The 14,376-nt window shown below is 54.0% G+C and carries 16 protein-coding genes and 1 pseudogene; 5 read left to right on the top strand and 12 right to left on the bottom strand.

The window, feature by feature from the left end; genetic code table 11:
• Positions 1-371 precede the first annotated feature (371 nt).
• Positions 372-1,838, top strand: coding sequence for a cell division protein ZapE (gene zapE / locus O3C79_RS10085; RefSeq protein WP_494383006.1), 1,467 nt, complete (start codon positions 372-374; stop codon positions 1,836-1,838).
• 138 nt (positions 1,839-1,976) lie between these two features.
• Here zapE and O3C79_RS10090 read toward each other — a convergent pair whose 3' ends face one another.
• Complete coding sequence (locus O3C79_RS10090; RefSeq protein ID WP_494383007.1) at positions 1,977-2,402, bottom strand: hypothetical protein; 426 nt, start codon at positions 2,400-2,402, stop codon at positions 1,977-1,979.
• 14 nt (positions 2,403-2,416) lie between these two features.
• Here O3C79_RS10090 and O3C79_RS10095 point away from each other — a divergent pair, with 14 nt between their 5' ends.
• Entirely contained in the window at positions 2,417-2,713 is a 297-nt protein-coding gene (locus O3C79_RS10095; RefSeq protein WP_494383008.1) for a DUF1840 domain-containing protein, read from the top strand.
• Positions 2,714-3,208: 495 nt separating this feature from the next.
• Here O3C79_RS10095 and O3C79_RS10100 read toward each other — a convergent pair whose 3' ends face one another.
• From O3C79_RS10100 to atpD, 8 genes and pseudogenes are all read right to left on the bottom strand, one after another.
• Positions 3,209-4,075 carry a F0F1 ATP synthase subunit gamma gene (locus O3C79_RS10100; RefSeq protein WP_494383009.1) on the bottom strand — a complete coding sequence of 289 codons (867 nt, stop codon included), beginning with the start codon at positions 4,073-4,075 and terminating at the stop codon, positions 3,209-3,211.
• Positions 4,072-5,571 (bottom strand): F0F1 ATP synthase subunit alpha, encoded by a 1,500-nt coding sequence (locus O3C79_RS10105; protein ID WP_494383010.1) that lies wholly within the window; start codon positions 5,569-5,571, stop codon positions 4,072-4,074. Before O3C79_RS10105 ends, O3C79_RS10100 begins: the two co-directional genes overlap by 4 nt.
• The gene (locus O3C79_RS10110) at positions 5,561-6,307 is read right to left on the bottom strand and encodes a F0F1 ATP synthase subunit delta (protein WP_494383011.1); all 747 of its coding nucleotides are present in this window, start codon (positions 6,305-6,307) and stop codon (positions 5,561-5,563) included. The genes O3C79_RS10105 and O3C79_RS10110 overlap by 11 nt, the downstream gene beginning before the upstream one ends.
• A 16-nt stretch (positions 6,308-6,323) precedes the next feature.
• Entirely contained in the window at positions 6,324-6,599 is a 276-nt protein-coding gene (locus O3C79_RS10115; protein WP_494383012.1) for a F0F1 ATP synthase subunit C, read from the bottom strand.
• Complete coding sequence (locus tag O3C79_RS10120) at positions 6,592-7,299, bottom strand: F0F1 ATP synthase subunit A (RefSeq protein WP_494383013.1); 708 nt, start codon at positions 7,297-7,299, stop codon at positions 6,592-6,594. Before O3C79_RS10120 ends, O3C79_RS10115 begins: the two co-directional genes overlap by 8 nt.
• Positions 7,292-7,579 (bottom strand): AtpZ/AtpI family protein, encoded by a 288-nt coding sequence (locus O3C79_RS10125; RefSeq protein ID WP_494383014.1) that lies wholly within the window; start codon positions 7,577-7,579, stop codon positions 7,292-7,294. The genes O3C79_RS10120 and O3C79_RS10125 overlap by 8 nt, the downstream gene beginning before the upstream one ends.
• 2 nt (positions 7,580-7,581) lie before the next feature.
• Positions 7,582-7,992 carry a F0F1 ATP synthase subunit delta/epsilon gene (locus tag O3C79_RS10130; protein ID WP_494383015.1) on the bottom strand — a complete coding sequence of 137 codons (411 nt, stop codon included), beginning with the start codon at positions 7,990-7,992 and terminating at the stop codon, positions 7,582-7,584.
• Positions 7,989-9,358 (bottom strand): annotated as a pseudogene (atpD, locus tag O3C79_RS10135) (F0F1 ATP synthase subunit beta). Before atpD ends, O3C79_RS10130 begins: the two are co-directional and overlap by 4 nt.
• 185 nt (positions 9,359-9,543) lie before the next feature.
• On the opposite strand from atpD, the gene O3C79_RS10140 reads away from it, so the two are divergent.
• Together O3C79_RS10140 and O3C79_RS10145 are read left to right on the top strand one after the other, a co-directional pair.
• Entirely contained in the window at positions 9,544-9,783 is a 240-nt protein-coding gene (locus tag O3C79_RS10140; protein WP_494383016.1) for a hypothetical protein, read from the top strand.
• Positions 9,784-9,809: 26 nt separating this feature from the next.
• The gene (locus tag O3C79_RS10145; protein ID WP_494383017.1) at positions 9,810-10,787 is read left to right on the top strand and encodes an OmpA family protein; all 978 of its coding nucleotides are present in this window, start codon (positions 9,810-9,812) and stop codon (positions 10,785-10,787) included.
• Positions 10,788-10,862: 75 nt separating this feature from the next.
• Here the strand turns inward: O3C79_RS10145 and O3C79_RS10150 are convergent, their stop codons facing one another.
• Together O3C79_RS10150 and O3C79_RS10155 are read right to left on the bottom strand one after the other, a co-directional pair.
• Positions 10,863-11,417, bottom strand: coding sequence for a BON domain-containing protein (locus tag O3C79_RS10150; protein ID WP_494383018.1), 555 nt, complete (start codon positions 11,415-11,417; stop codon positions 10,863-10,865).
• A 159-nt stretch (positions 11,418-11,576) separates the two neighbouring features.
• Positions 11,577-12,008: a hypothetical protein gene (locus O3C79_RS10155; RefSeq protein ID WP_494383019.1), complete on the bottom strand. Its 432-nt coding sequence runs from the start codon at positions 12,006-12,008 to the stop codon at positions 11,577-11,579.
• A 188-nt stretch (positions 12,009-12,196) separates the two neighbouring features.
• Here O3C79_RS10155 and O3C79_RS10160 point away from each other — a divergent pair, with 188 nt between their 5' ends.
• Complete coding sequence (locus O3C79_RS10160; RefSeq protein WP_494383020.1) at positions 12,197-13,534, top strand: sigma-54 interaction domain-containing protein; 1,338 nt, start codon at positions 12,197-12,199, stop codon at positions 13,532-13,534.
• A gap of 13 nt (positions 13,535-13,547) precedes the next feature.
• Here O3C79_RS10160 and O3C79_RS10165 read toward each other — a convergent pair whose 3' ends face one another.
• Positions 13,548-14,366: a class I SAM-dependent methyltransferase gene (locus O3C79_RS10165; RefSeq protein WP_494383021.1), complete on the bottom strand. Its 819-nt coding sequence runs from the start codon at positions 14,364-14,366 to the stop codon at positions 13,548-13,550.
• Positions 14,367-14,376: the final 10 nt, after the last annotated feature.

Here is a 14,376-nt window from a genome sequence, read left to right on the forward strand (position 1 = left end):
TTAGTTTTAGAGCGGCTGTTGTGCGCACATTGCAGTCGTTAGCTCCGCACAGAGTCTGAAGGCGTTTTTCGGTAATGCGGACATAAGGCGTGTCATGCGGGAGGGCGATTTTCCCGCAAAAGCGGACGGTTAAACAGTGTGATTCCTTCGGTCGGCTCACGACCCAGAGCGGACCTTTCCTGATGAATTTGATCGCTAGCCCATAGTTCGAAAATCTTCAGATAAGACTAGGCAGCTTTATCTAGGTAAATTGCGAAAAAGTCCCTAGACCTGAGACAATCGAAAAAAGCGGGAAGAGGCGGACTTGATCTTACTTTCCTTACCATGTTGATAAACTCATCAGGTCGATGATGAAGACGGTGATGAAGAATATGGCAGCACAACATCGCGTCGCTCGGCAGTCCCTCCCGACAGGCCCCGTGTCAGCGGCGTATGAACGCAAGGTGGATGCGGGGGAGGTGCGACGAGATGACGCGCAAGTCGCTCTGGCGGCAAAACTCGATGCCCTACACGAGTCTCTTACCTCTCTCCCACCAGTACCCGTGCGCACCGACACACCGACAGAGAGCAGCTCTACAAGCAGCAGTCCGCTGTTACCGTTACTGACGCGGTCCTTGGCATCCGCTCAGTCTTTTCTTCGAAAGAAGTTCCATTTGTGGTCTTTTGGTCCACCACCGCAAGGGATGTACATTCATGGACCGGTCGGGGTCGGCAAGAGCTTTCTAATGGATCTCTTTTACGCGTCGGTTAATGTTCCTGATGATGATTCTTGCTGTAATAATCACAGCCACAGCCTCAAACACGCAAAAATTACCAAACGCCGCGTCCACTTTCATGAATTCATGCTAGACGTCCATCATCGAATCTTTGTCTACAAACAGAAGCACCCACGAGATGATGCGGTACCCATCATAGCGCAGCAATTGGCACAGGAAGCCCAACTCCTCTGTTTCGATGAATTTCAAGTAACAGACGTTGCCGATGCCATGATTGTGAAACGACTTTTTTTATTATTATTGGATTGGAATGTCGTAGTGGTGGCCACCTCGAATCGCTCCCCCGATGCCTTGTATGAGGGAGGCATTAACCGATCTCTCTTTTTGCCATTCATAGACATGTTAAAACACACATTCGACATTATCTCCTTGGAGGATTCCGCCAAGGATTATCGACTCGAAACTCGAGCTGATGGTCAATCCTATTTTTGGTCAAACAAGGATGTTCACGGCGATAATAATAGTGATAACAACATGCAGGCGCAGTTGAAAGAAATATTTGGTGGCACTGCAACCGGAACTGAGGCCGAGGTCATTCAGGTACTCTTCGGTCGCACCGTCCAGGTCGCCCGGTTGAATGACCGGTGCGCCTGGTTTGACTTTTCCGAGTTATGCTACCAACCGCTCGGCGCGGCCGATTATATTTCCCTCTGCGACCGATTTCCGGTCCTCATCATGGACCGCGTGCCGCAATTAGACGCCAATCACCTCGACGAAGCGCGACGATTCGTGACCCTCATTGACGTGTGTTATGAAACTCGCACCCGCTTGGTGCTGGCGGCAAAAGTCCCGCTCGATGAATTATTTGTCGAGTTTGAAGCGCAAGTTGAAAGCAGTGATGGAAATGAAGAATTGTTTGTCAGTGAGAAGGGGGGAAACTCGAGTTCCTTTGCGACGACCATGATTCGCACCAAAGAGGGTGAAGAATTTGAGTGGTCGGCGACGGGTCGAATTGGCGTGTCACTGGCACAATTATCGGCCGCCAATGATCTCGCCTTTTCCTTTCGACGAGCCGCGTCTCGGTTGGTAGAAATGGGTGGAAAGGAATGGGGACGGCAATGACGAAAGGTCTTTACCTTGCAAACCATTGAACCTGTGGCAGATTTGTACCTAGTTAGTCGATTCCAGTACCCGTTTTCACGACCCCATTTAACCTCAGTTCATCAATGCCTTTCAGTATGGACTAAAACTCAGAAAGTTTTAGAGTGTCTGATAGGTGCCGTTAGGAGATCTACCTTCCCAAAGTTGTTTTAAGGTTCCAGCGTCTGCTGTGGGCCAGCACCGGGACCAAGGACCCGGCTGCTGCAGACAGACTATGCTATAAGTGCATTCGCCGCAGCCGATACAATCAATACGCTTCCGGAGAAGACGCTGCTGGCCTATGCCGACCATGGCAAAGCCGATGTCGCCTTGCCGCATGATGGTGGTGGTGAAGCAATACTCGCCGAGTTCTTGCAAGCCAGCGTAGACGATGCCGAGCTTGCCGCCCAACTGCAACGCGAGGGTGTTCAGGTTTTTGCCAACTCCTGGCACGCCCTGTTGGACTGTATTGCCCCAAAAAGCGCTGCAATGAACCCATCTGTTTAGACAGATGATTGCGCATGCTGGCTGAAACGCATTATTCATTCAAGGAGAGCTCTATGCTTGTAACATTTACCACTGAGGCCTATGCAGACATCACCATGTTTGGGGATGTTGCCCTCACACTGCTGAAAATGATGGGACACAGCTCCACTGTGCCCGGCGCAATTCTCGCAGCCGATGTGCCTGAAGCTTTGCAAAAATTAACTCTCGCGGTAGATGCAGAAGATACGTCGCCGCCTGTTGAAGAAGATGATGAGAACGCCCCCCCGGTGAGTCTGTCAAATCGTGCACTGCCTCTTATTGAGCTTCTCACTGCCGCGTCAAAGGCGGGCACTAACGTAATGTGGGAATGAAAAAATGATCACATCTGTTTATCCGGGACCATGTTGATATTCAACGATATGACCCGAGATCAACAAGGCAGTCTGGGCATCGATATTTGTGATTACAACTCAGTAGCAAATTTTCTGCTCGAATGGCTGGAAAAATACATTGATTCTACGCGGGTGAAGGCCGTCGGCCATCGCGTAGCGCATGCAGGCTCTTTTAGCCCCTTTAACATCAGTTTGTTCGGCCAAAACGAGAGCATCATCCAACTCCACTCCTAAATAGCGGACCTTGCTTTTCGGCTTCGAATGCCAGAGTAGTAGCTGGTCTGTCCTCAGGCCATGCGTACGCCTTCCTATGAGAGTCGGCTTGGTCCTTCTCATTGTGTGTCCCGAAGTCACAGACACCCAGACCAACACTTGTAACCCACTGATCAACGGTGCGGGCATACTGACGTGTAGTCAGAGGTCGGTTGGAGACGACCCTGCTGGGGAACAGAAAATCATTGCTTGCTAGTCGTTTTATGCCTTGGATGCGGGTAGCTGTACAGTGGTATCACCGGGACGAATCACGTCCGCACTAAGTAGTATCACCTCAATCTCTTCGGTGATTCCCTCCTTTCGTAACTGGTTGCTTTGCAGCCGCATGTGATCCAGGTGGTCCTGCAGATAGCGCACTGCGCCATCAAGATGCAGCATGCGGTAGTGGTTTTCGGCCTGTAGTGAGCGGCATACCTTTTCATTCAGGCTGGCCAGCAGATAATGATCGACCAGCTCAGCATAAAACTCCCTTGGTGGCAGGTTCAACAGCGGGGGAGTCCGGTCTGGTCGTGGCGGATGTTGCAGTGTCTGAAAGGGGGGCAGCAGGTATTCCAACTTGACCTGGTCAACCGCTGGGTCGTGGCTGATCACTTTGATGGTCAGGGCACTCTTCTGCTGTTCCCGGCTTATCCGCTCAAGAAGGCTGATCAGAAAGCCCTGAACTTCATCCTGAACTGAGGGGGCGTCTACACTGGCCAGCAGCCGAGGATCATCGCTAAGGTGGTTATTCAATTTGTTGCCGCAGGCGATCAGGCGGGCATGTTCGGCACCCTGTTCTTCGGCCAGGCGTTGAAGCAGGTGACCATTGAATGCACCACAAAAACCGCGCTCGGAGCCCAGCAGAAGGTAGAGGGTTGTGTCAGGAGTTGGCCATGTCTGAAATTCAGGATGAAAATACAGAAAGTCGGTTGCGACTCGTTCCTGTGTCTTGACCAGCTCCCGCCTCATGTTGGCACGCTGCTCCAGTTTACGTGCTTCCATGAAGGCCAGAGATTTCATTGATTCCATGATCTCCCGGGCTTCGCTCAGCTGGGCTCGTCTTTGTTCAAGTGCATGCCTTTGTGTCATGTGCTGCTTTCCCCAGCCTGGTGGACCCAGTGTGCAATCTGGCGTTGCCATTGCTCGCGTGGGCTATCGAGATGTAGCTCCTCCGTCGATTGAACCTGCTGTAACAGTTTAAGCAGTAAAGATCCGACTTGGTCCGGCTTGAGTTCATCCAGCATTCCTTCATTGAACGCGATCATCCAGGCTAATTGAAAACGGATGGGGTCAGGTGCCAGGCGTTCCTGTTTTAGTATTTCGCGTAATACTCGGCCGCGCTGGATCGCGGTTTCCATTGATGCTTCAAGCCGGGAACCGAAACGGGTGAACACTTCCAGCTCCAGAAACTGCAGGTAGTCCAGTTTCATGCGACCGGCCTCACGCTTGATCGCCGGATGCTGCGCGTTGCCACCAATACGGGAAACCGACTTGCCGATGTCGATCGCAGGGCGAAAACCACCACTGAACATGGCTGCATCCAGGTAGACCTGGCCATCGGTGATCGAGATCAGGTTGGTAGGAATATAGGCTTCGATCTCACCCTGGTTGGTTTCAGCGATTGGCAAGGCGGTCATGCTGCCGCCGCCTTGGGCGGCACAGAGACAGGTCGCCCGCTCCAGCAGGCGTGCATGGACTGAAAAGATATCGCCGGGGTAGGCTTCCCGGCCTGGTGGGCGACGCAGCAGCAGCGAGAGTTCGCGGTAGGTTTTGGCGTGGGTAGACAGGTCATCGTAGATCACCAGCGTATGACGGCCCTGCTTCATCCAATATTCGGCCAGGGCGCAGCCGGCGAAGGGAGCCAGATGTTGCAGGCCGGGTAGAGTGCTGGCTTCAGCGACGATCAGGGTGGTGTAGTCGAGAGCGCCGTAACGACGTAACAACTCGATGTTGTCGATCACATTGGAGCGGCGCTGGCCGATCATCACATAGATGCATAGTACATCCTGATCCTTCTGATTGATCAGGGTATCCAGTGCCAGAGAGCTGCGGCCAAGTCCTTCGTCACCGATCAGTAGCTGGCGCTGACCACGGCCGATGGGGATAAGGGTGTCAATGATGCGGTTACCGGTGTAGAGCGGGTGGTGTACAAAGTCGCGTGCGGTAATGGCGGCGGATGGTTGCTCCAAGGGCTGCCAAAGTTCGGCCTCCGGTACCTCTTCACCATCAAGTGGCAGGCCCAGCGGGTCGATCACGCGTCCAGTCAGTGCAGGACCGACCGGCAGGCTGAGCTTGATATTGGCCAGGCTGACTTCGGTACCGGCGGTGAGATGTTCGGTGGCATGCAGCAGAATGGCACCTATGAGCCCCTGGTTCAGGTCGAATACCAATGCCTGGCTACCGTCGGCAAAGTTGAGCAAATCGTCAATGGCCGCTGTGGGAAGGCCGGAGAGCCAGGTGATGCCGTCGCCGACCGAAACCACTTGTCCGCATTCGGTCATACGCGGCTGTAACTGGTAGTCCTCGAGCCACTCTGCCTGACGTTGCAGCAGGCTGCCGGCGGCGGGCCTGATATCAGTACTCATGAGCAAACGTCTCCAGACTTGCTAATTCGTCCTGAAGATTGGCCTGTATCACCCAGGGGCCCAGGGTGATTTTGATCCCTGCAATAAGATCGGGGTTTTGGTCGAAGCGGCAGCTGACCGGGTGTTGCAGCAAGGTTTGCAGCGCTTTTTCAATGTTCCCATGTTGCGTCGGTGCAAGTTCGAAGGCCGTGGTGATGCTCGGGAGTAGATCCTGTTCTGCCACCTGTTGGCGCATATCCATCAATTGTTCTTCGGGGAGCTTGGGCAGCCCGTTGAGTAACAGCCCGATCAGCCGGGCTTCGAGGTTGGCATCGGCACAGTTGGAAAGAATCCGGCCGGCAAAGCGGGCGCCCTGTTGCAGGGCCTGGCGCTCCAGCTGGTGACTCTGCGTCTGACGATGGCGTTGCTGTAGTACCTCGTCGCGCTGCCGAGCTTGCTCCAGTTGCTGCTGCATGGCCTGCTCCTTGCGTCTTCGCTCCTGGGTCAGTTCCTGCTGAAGCTGCTCACGGGCCTGCTGGTGCTCCTGCTCCCAGGCATGAAGCCGATTATCGAGTTGTGCCTGTTGCGCTTTAACCTGTTGCTCGCGCTTGGCGGCTTCGGCCAGGCGGTCGGACACCTCTTGCTGGCGTCGGGCAATCACGGACTGCAGCGGCCTGTACAGAAAGTGCGCCAGCAGCCAGACCAGCACTGCGAAGTTGAGCATCTCCAGCACAAAGGTGGACCAGTTCAGTTCCATGGCAGCCTCAACGCGGTCAGGATGCGGTTGGTAGCAGGTATTCGAGCAGCGGATTACGGAACAGAATAATCAGCACCACAACCAGCACGTAGATTGCGAGTGATTCAATCATGGCCAACCCAATAAAGAGGGTCCGCATGATCGATTTTTCGGCTTCAGGCTGGCGGGCCAGGGCGTCGAGTGCGCTGCTGATGGCGCGCCCCATGGCCAGGGCGGGTGCCAATACGCCGATGCCGATGGCCAGGGCGGTAAAAACAGTCGAGGCAATCGTGAACCAGGTAATGTCATTCACGGGCGTTTTCCTTCTGCTGTGATTGTTGGCGTAACTGTTGGGTTTGCATGCCGCCGGCCACATAGATCAGGGCCAGCATGCCGAATATATAGGCCTGTACCAGTGCTTCGATGATGTGCAGCATCAGTAAGGGAATGGGCGCCAGAAAACCGGCGACGATCAGAATCAGAAGCGCCGCCATCTCCAGGCTCATGATGTTGCCAAACAGGCGCACGGCCAGAGCAATCGTGCGGGAAATTTCGCTGATGATATGAAACGGTAGCAGGAAAGGGGTAGGACTCAGGTAGTGCCGCAGATATTGCTTCAGTCCCTGGTCGCGGATGCCATACCAGTGCACCGACAGGAATACGATAATCGCCAGTGCCGAGGTGACGGACAGATCGCGTGTGGGCGAGTGCAAGCCTGGGATCAGGCCGACCAGGTTGGCGACCACCAGAAAAATCCATAGGGTGGCGATAAACGGGAACAGCAGCTGCACATGGTTGGGCGCGACGGCATGAATGGCGTCCTCGATGGCGATGCAGACGCCTTCGGCCAGTGTCTGTACCCGACCTGGTGCTGCCTGCTGAAGGTTGCGACTGAGCCAGTAGCTGCCACCCACCATAAATACCAGTATGCCCCAGGTGGTCAACACCGTATTGCTTATCTCTACAGGACCCAGCCGGAATACCACCTGAGCAAACATCTCACCGTCACTCATCCTCGCTACCCTTGATGGTCAGATAGATGTTGAAGCCGCCGCACACCAGTCCAAGCAGGATCAGGCTGAGCGTCCAACGGGTCGAGTAGCCACTGAACAGGCTATCCAGCCAGCGGCCAAGGTAGGCACCGGCTACAACGGGGATGACGAATACCAGTCCCAGCCGGCCGATGAAAAAGGTTTGTGCCAGCAGCGTCGGGCGTTCGCGCTCGGCCTTCTTGATCCGGCGGGCCTGTTGTTCGACCTGCTTGCGCAGTCGGTTGTCATCTCGGCTGGCCATTTTCAGTTGACCTCCGAGTGTTTGCGGCCCAATTCCCAAAGGCGGCGAAGGATCTGCTCTTCCATATGGTGGACGCTGTCTTTCAGTGAGCGCATGCGCTCTTCTTCGGCAACCAGTTGCTCCTGTAAACGTGAGGAAATACGGTCGTAATCGCTGTCAATCAGGAAACGTCTGGTACAAATTTGCAGGCGGTTATCAGCAAAGTAGAGCAGTGCCCCAGGCACTGCCAGGTATTGCCAGGGGGCGTCGCCGCTGCGAAAACGGGCCAGGCCGAAAACGAGTGAGGTCATCAGGCGTTGGTGTTGTGCCAGGATACCGAAACTGCCGGAGCGGTCTTCACCAATAAAGGAAGTGACATCTGGCACCTGATACTGTTGCTCGGTGGCCAATATCTGCAGGTTGAAACTATTCATCGCATCCCCTCCTGCATACTGCCGCGCATGTAGCACTGTCGCTCGGGGACTTCGTCATACTGGCCCAGCAGGAAGGCTTCGCAGTCAGCAAGTGTGGTTTTGAGCGGGACGCTGACGCCAGCCACGCCGGTATGAGACGCGGTGACACGGAACGGCTGGGTCAGGTAGCGTTGCAGTTTGCGTGCTCGCTGCACGGTGCGCTGGTCTGTAACCGATAACTCTTCCAGCCCCAACATGGCGATGATGTCTTCCAGTTCATGGTAGCGGGCCAGGTGTTCGCGCACGCCTTCGGCGACAGCGTAGTGGTGGTCACCCAGAGTATGGCGATCCATCAGGCGGCTGGTCGATTGAAGTGGTTCTACCGCCGGATAAATTCCTTTGCCTGCCTGGGCGCGGGACAGTACCATGGTGGAGTCCAGATGGCTGAGGATAGCGTTTACCGCCGGGTCGCTCATGTCATCTGCTGGCACGTACACGGCCTGTACCGAGGTAATAGCGCCGTCACGTGTGGACAGAATACGGTCCTGGAGTTCGGCTACTTCGGTTATCAGGGTTGGCTGGTAGCCGACGGTGGCAGGCATGCGACCCAACAGGCTGGAAATTTCGCTGCCGGCCTGGACGAAACGGAAGATGTTGTCCATCACGAACAATACCTCCTTGCTTAACGTATCGCGCAGATATTCGGCATACGTCAACGCCGCCAGGCCTATGCGAAAGCGTACGCCGGGGGACTCGTCCATCTGGCCGAACATCATCAGGGTGCGGTCCATCACGCCAGCGGCCTGCATTTCATGCCAGAGCTCATGAGCCTCACGGATACGTTCGCCGACTCCGGCAAACACCGAAGCGCCCTTGTGCAAGGTAGCCACAGCGTGCATGAACTCCATCACCAGTACCGTTTTGCCGACCCCGGCACCGCCGAAAAGGCCGGTCTTGCCGCCGCGAATAAAAGGACAGAGCAGGTCGATCACCTTGATGCCTGTTTCCAGCAGGTTACCGCTGCCGACAGCATCAAACAGTGAAGAGGGAGGGGTGTGAATATTGCGCCACTGGTCGGTGTTAAGCGGGGGATTGTCATCAAGCGGTTCACCGAAGATATTAAGCAGCCGGCCCAGGCAGTCAGGGGTTACCGGTACATGGAGGGGGCGCCGGTGTCATGGACTGGCAGGCCGCGATGCAGGCCCGCGGTTCGGTGCAGTGTGATGGCGCGAACATGCTGTTGATCCAGGTGCTGGTGTACTTCAAACAGGTAGGCGTCATGATCAAAACGGGCGTAAAGCGCTTGTCGCAAGGGCGGCAGACGATCGCATCGGATTACCACTACCGGGCCGTGAACCTCGGCAATGGTGCCGATGGGGCTGTCCATGTCGGTCGCGGAAGGCAGGGGCGGCAAGTTGTCCGGCATTGCATGCATTTTGTTTGATCTCCGAATGTAAATTCAGCATAGATCAAGTTCTCTTTGCTGCGAGACGAGCCGCTTTAACGGAATGACGAAGTGCCCGGGGGGCTGATCTGTATCAGCTGGCCTTTGGCACAGGTTAGCCTGAAAATTTGTTCGACCTGATCGACTACCCGTTGTATAAGAATGGACTGCTTGAGCTGTTCGGTTTTGGTATCGCAGGGATCGATTACGAAGCTGTGGTGAATCCATCGGCTACTTACGACCTTCATCAGGCTATCAGATACACACTTCCACAGCCCTTTATTAAAGCTCCAGCGGCCCTTGCCGCATGGGGCTTTTTTACAGCCATTCGGCTGACTCCAGACCGGCAAGTGTCTGGCCCCCACTAATGAACATGAAGTAAGGATCCGCTACGATGTTCAAAACGTTCTTGCCCTGTACCTTGTCAGCGCTGATGGCGCTTCCCGCCGTTGCCGCCAATGATGTACGGGGTTCTGAAGACCACCCCTTGCTGTCCCGCTTTCCTGATACCTATATCAAGAGTTACTACGCCAGCGAGTATGATGAATTCCTCGTCGCGACCGGTCCCCGTACTGATGGCGAACTTCCGCCTGTGCTTCGCCTGGAAGGTAAGGTAACCACGCTTGGTTATGAAGCAAACGATACTAAATATTCAGCACTACAGGTTTTTCGTAATTACGAGAAAGCCTTCGCCAAGGCTGGCTTTACGCCGATCTTCACCTGTCGCAATGATGACGAGTGTGGTGGCAAGTTTGTAAACAAGCTCTACTGGTACGGCAATACAGCACGCCGTGGGCGTGACAAGGGCCTGGATGCGCCCAACCTGCACGGTAACCGTTATCAGTACTTTTATTGGTCTGGCAAAGCCAATGTTCAGGGCAAAGACACCTACGCCACCCTTGTGGTTGCTCAGTACAGTGGCGGCCGCTTCCCGACCAAAGCCGTCCTGGATATCGGCGAGATCGAATCTCTGGATGATGACCGCATCAGCATCGATCTGGATGGCATGAGCAAGGCGCTGGCTGAAACCGGTAAGGTTGAGCTGGACGGTGTGCTGTTTGATACCGCCAAGGCCAGCCTTAAAGCAGAATCGGCTGATGTCGTGGCTACGATTGCTGAATATCTGGCGAAACATGAAGCACAATCGTTTTATGTGGTTGGCCATACGGATAGCCAGGGTGCCTTCGATTTCAATATGAAGTTGAGCCAGGACCGTGCCGATACTGTGGTGTCCACGCTGGTGCAGCAACACGGAATTGCAGCTGGGCGTCTTAAACCGGTCGGAGTTGGCCCTGTTAGCCCGGTGATGAGTAACGCTACCGATGGCGGTCGTTCCGAGAATCGACGTGTTGAGTTGGTATTGGCGGATTAGAATCAAAAGCAGGGCCGCTGGTGGGCGGCCCTGCAATGTATGCTGAAGGAGTGTATTGGGTACGCAGTACCTCTATTAACTCTGAATAACTTCCAGGTTGTTCACGACGCGTTTTACGTCATCGGTCTTGCGAGCGATGGCTTCGGCCAAATCACTTTCAGCCGCACTGGCTACCTGGCCATTCAATGTAACAACACCTTCTTTGGTGTCGATGTTGATATCAACGGCGCTCACTTCAGATTCGAACATGTAACGGGACTTGAGTACTGTGGTCACCTTGGCGTCCGTCATGGAGCCGACCAGTGAATTATCACTGTTGCTCTTGTCATTGATGACGCTGAGTTCATTTTCAACCATTTTGACGCCATCAATCCCTTCCACCAACTCTTCAGCCAGTTCCTTGTCGATTTCGCTGGCGACCTTACCGCTGAGAATAACCGTGCCCTGGTTCACATCGGTGTTGATATCGAATGAATTGAGACTGGTGTTCATGAGCAGCACCGTTTCAGCTTTGCCGTCGAGCCAGGCATCGTGGCTCTGATCTTTCCAGTCATTGGCCAGCGCCTGGTTTGCACCCAGCAGCGCACCTGAAAGAGAAATGGCAGTCAGTGTCTTGGCTAGCGTCTTCATGAATATCTCCTTTTCACTGTAGTCACTCAGCTATATAGCGAATAGCGTGCCAATTTTTAACTTATTGAAATTGCTGTATTTTATTTATTTTGGCAACGGTTGTTGAAAGGTGAGAATGAATTTTTTACCGGATGTGATGAAATAAATACCCTCACCTGTTTAGGGGTTATCGATGACTACCCCAATCTGATGTTCAGACAGTAAAAGTGCCGAGAGGACAGTCGATAGGGCAAGACGCAGTTCAGGGGTCTGAATATGTTCAAGGTGCTGCTTACCTTCTTTCACTAGCCAATTATGGTGGGTTTTAAAGGCGTCCAGATCAAAAAACTGTTGGCTGAGTGCAGTCGCCGATCCAGACGTTGCAATGCTTCTGGCGGTGACGCTGACGTGAACAGAACAGGTAATGCGCGTCTTGATACTGGAAAACAGAAACACTGCCAGTGAATGGTGATATTGGCCCAATGCCTTGAGTTGATGACGTTCATCCAGATAGAGGGTCTGCTGGCTGATGTAGTCCAGTCGCAGGCACTGATTCAACAAGGTATCAGCAAAGGTCAGTAACCGGGTTTCTTCACGGTGTCGGCAAGCCATAGCGATTCATCTTTACCGGGTTTACAAGAGTGTTCCTGATTCATATTCAATTCACGTACCAATCCGTAACCTGCTGACAAAAGGCATAAATCAGTATTATTCAAAGGCTGTAGACGGTATTTTTTATAAGCCGTCAGAAAATTTTACAGGGTGCTTTCAAGCTGCCTGTAACAGGACAGGGAGTATTGATGACAAAGCCCCGCGCGTTCATACATGTAGAATCGGAATCTCAGTGTCGTGTTTTTAACGACTGTAAGGTACTAACCGGTTTTGACATTATCCAGAGTGAGGGTGATTGGGCTGAGGAGCTTGATGCTCTGGCGCCGGCACTGGCCATTATTGAAAGTGAAACAATCACCGAGCGCGAATCAGAGTCTCTGGTTCAATCGGGGATACTGACGACTGCGGAATTTATTTTTATTTCATCTGGGGCGCCGAACCCTTTATTGGATGAGCTGGTCAAAAAATCTGCTGCGGTGCATCTAAGAACACCGGTAGACCCCGAGTTCCTGCAGGACTTTTGCCGTGACCTGCTGCAAGACCTTGAATCCGAGACCGATGATACTCCGGCGGTGAGCAGCAGCTCACTGGATCAGTTCGGCTTACTGGTGGGCTCGTCAAATGTGATGAAGCACCTCTATCGAACGCTTCGACGTGTAGCCCGATCAACCGCCAGTGTGCTGGTTGAGGGTGAAAGTGGAGTCGGCAAGGAGCTGGTTGCCAATACGGTTCACCTTGCCAGCAGGCGGGCTGATTCGCCGTTCGTAGCCATCAACTGTGGTGCCTTGAGCCCCGAACTTATCGACAGTGAGCTTTTCGGTCATATCAAGGGTGCGTTTACCGGTGCCGTACGTGATCATCAGGGTGTCTTTGAGCAAGCACAGGGCGGCACCCTTTTTCTCGATGAAGTGACAGAAATGCCGCTGGAGCATCAGGTCAAGCTGCTGAGGGTACTGGAAACCGGAGAGTACAGGCCCGTGGGCAGTCAGCGGCTGTTACGTGCTGATGTACGTATTCTGGCGGCAACCAACAGAAATCCGCAGCAAGCGATCACGGAAGGCCATCTGCGAGAAGACCTGTATTTTCGTCTCGCGCACTTTCCCATCATTGTTCCGCCCTTGCGTGAGCGGGAAGGGGACATACTGGGATTGGCAGAACACTTTCTCGCTTATCGAAATGCCGCAGAAGGGGGGCAGCTGGGGTTCTCCGAGTCTGCGAAAGAGTCCATGCAGGCCCATAGTTGGCCTGGTAATGTGCGTGAACTAAAACATGTTATTGAGCGTGCGGCGATCTTGGCAGACGAGCTGATTACTGAAGAGCATCTGGTGCTTGAGAACCCTCCGCCGAACTTTGAAGAGCGCCTGGGGGTGCCGACCGGGACGTCATTGGAAGAGATAGAGCGTGAAGCTATCACCCAGACCCTCACTGAGAATGAAGGCAATAAAACCCAGACGGCTCAGCAGTTGGGCATCAGTGTGAAGACGCTCTATAACAAACTTGACAAATACGAGGCACTGGATTCATAACCTTTCCAGGTAATCAGCCTGGTATACGCGCGGTGACTTCAACCACACGAATAGCTCCGCTTTCAAGGTTGTGTACCAGGTTCTTGCCCATGGCCGCAAAGCGCTTGCCCAGTATCATGGCTGGAGACAAGGGGGCTTTCACCCGAGAGTGTGATGTTTCCTTGGCCAGCTGGCGCCTGCGCCAGTCTATGGCTTCCTGACTCCAGTCTTCCAGGGTGATATCGCTGACGCCGGCCTGTTGCAAGCGTGCCCTGAGCGCAATATCAGTGAGCAGGTGAGACTGGCTTGAGTGTTCGGCCCAGGGTACGGGAAACTGCATGGCTTCCGGGTTCTCACCCACAACCACTTCATGCATCACCAACTGACCGCCGGGCTTGAGTACCCGTCGGCACTCTTGCAATACCTGCAAGTCATCCGGCATGTTGAGAAAGCTGTGCTGGAACAGAATCAGGTCGATACTGGCAGCAGCCAAGGGTAGATGGTGGGCATCGCCTGTCAGGACCGGATTGTTTGCCTCACTGACATAACTACGGTTAAGGCCCTGGTTCAGACGGTTCAGATCATGGGTGATATCCAACCCAATCAATTGTACTCCAAGACCAGCGGCTTGACGCATAAGGCCGCCAGCGCCCGATCCGATATCCAGCACATGTGTGTGCCGTTTGGGGTCCAGATGGCGTAGCAGGCGTTCAGAGGCTTTAATACCGCCAATATGGAGCTGATCCAGTGGCGCGAGCTGATATAGATCTGCGCCGTTCGGATAGGCGGCCTGAACTTTCTGAATGACAGCCTCAGGGTCCAGTTCCTGCTGGTAGTGTTGGTCAATACTCATAATCTAAAAC

Source organism: Marinobacterium sp. NO-S09, assembly GCF_059179545.1.

What these genes read in the sequence shown, in the direction of transcription:
- zapE (WP_494383006.1), top strand. Translation starts at nt 372, where the DNA reads ATGGCAGCACAACATCGCGTCGCTCGGCAGTCCCTCCCGACAGGCCCC.
- O3C79_RS10090 (WP_494383007.1), bottom strand. Translation starts at nt 2,402, where the DNA reads ATGAATAATGCGTTTCAGCCAGCATGCGCAATCATCTGTCTAAACAGA.
- O3C79_RS10095 (WP_494383008.1), top strand. Translation starts at nt 2,417, where the DNA reads ATGCTTGTAACATTTACCACTGAGGCCTATGCAGACATCACCATGTTT.
- O3C79_RS10100 (WP_494383009.1), bottom strand. Translation starts at nt 4,075, where the DNA reads ATGACACAAAGGCATGCACTTGAACAAAGACGAGCCCAGCTGAGCGAA.
- O3C79_RS10105 (WP_494383010.1), bottom strand. Translation starts at nt 5,571, where the DNA reads ATGAGTACTGATATCAGGCCCGCCGCCGGCAGCCTGCTGCAACGTCAG.
- O3C79_RS10110 (WP_494383011.1), bottom strand. Translation starts at nt 6,307, where the DNA reads ATGGAACTGAACTGGTCCACCTTTGTGCTGGAGATGCTCAACTTCGCA.
- O3C79_RS10120 (WP_494383013.1), bottom strand. Translation starts at nt 7,299, where the DNA reads ATGAGTGACGGTGAGATGTTTGCTCAGGTGGTATTCCGGCTGGGTCCT.
- O3C79_RS10125 (WP_494383014.1), bottom strand. Translation starts at nt 7,579, where the DNA reads ATGGCCAGCCGAGATGACAACCGACTGCGCAAGCAGGTCGAACAACAG.
- O3C79_RS10130 (WP_494383015.1), bottom strand. Translation starts at nt 7,992, where the DNA reads ATGAATAGTTTCAACCTGCAGATATTGGCCACCGAGCAACAGTATCAG.
- O3C79_RS10145 (WP_494383017.1), top strand. Translation starts at nt 9,810, where the DNA reads ATGTTCAAAACGTTCTTGCCCTGTACCTTGTCAGCGCTGATGGCGCTT.
- O3C79_RS10150 (WP_494383018.1), bottom strand. Translation starts at nt 11,417, where the DNA reads ATGAAGACGCTAGCCAAGACACTGACTGCCATTTCTCTTTCAGGTGCG.
- O3C79_RS10155 (WP_494383019.1), bottom strand. Translation starts at nt 12,008, where the DNA reads ATGGCTTGCCGACACCGTGAAGAAACCCGGTTACTGACCTTTGCTGAT.
- O3C79_RS10160 (WP_494383020.1), top strand. Translation starts at nt 12,197, where the DNA reads ATGACAAAGCCCCGCGCGTTCATACATGTAGAATCGGAATCTCAGTGT.
- O3C79_RS10165 (WP_494383021.1), bottom strand. Translation starts at nt 14,366, where the DNA reads ATGAGTATTGACCAACACTACCAGCAGGAACTGGACCCTGAGGCTGTC.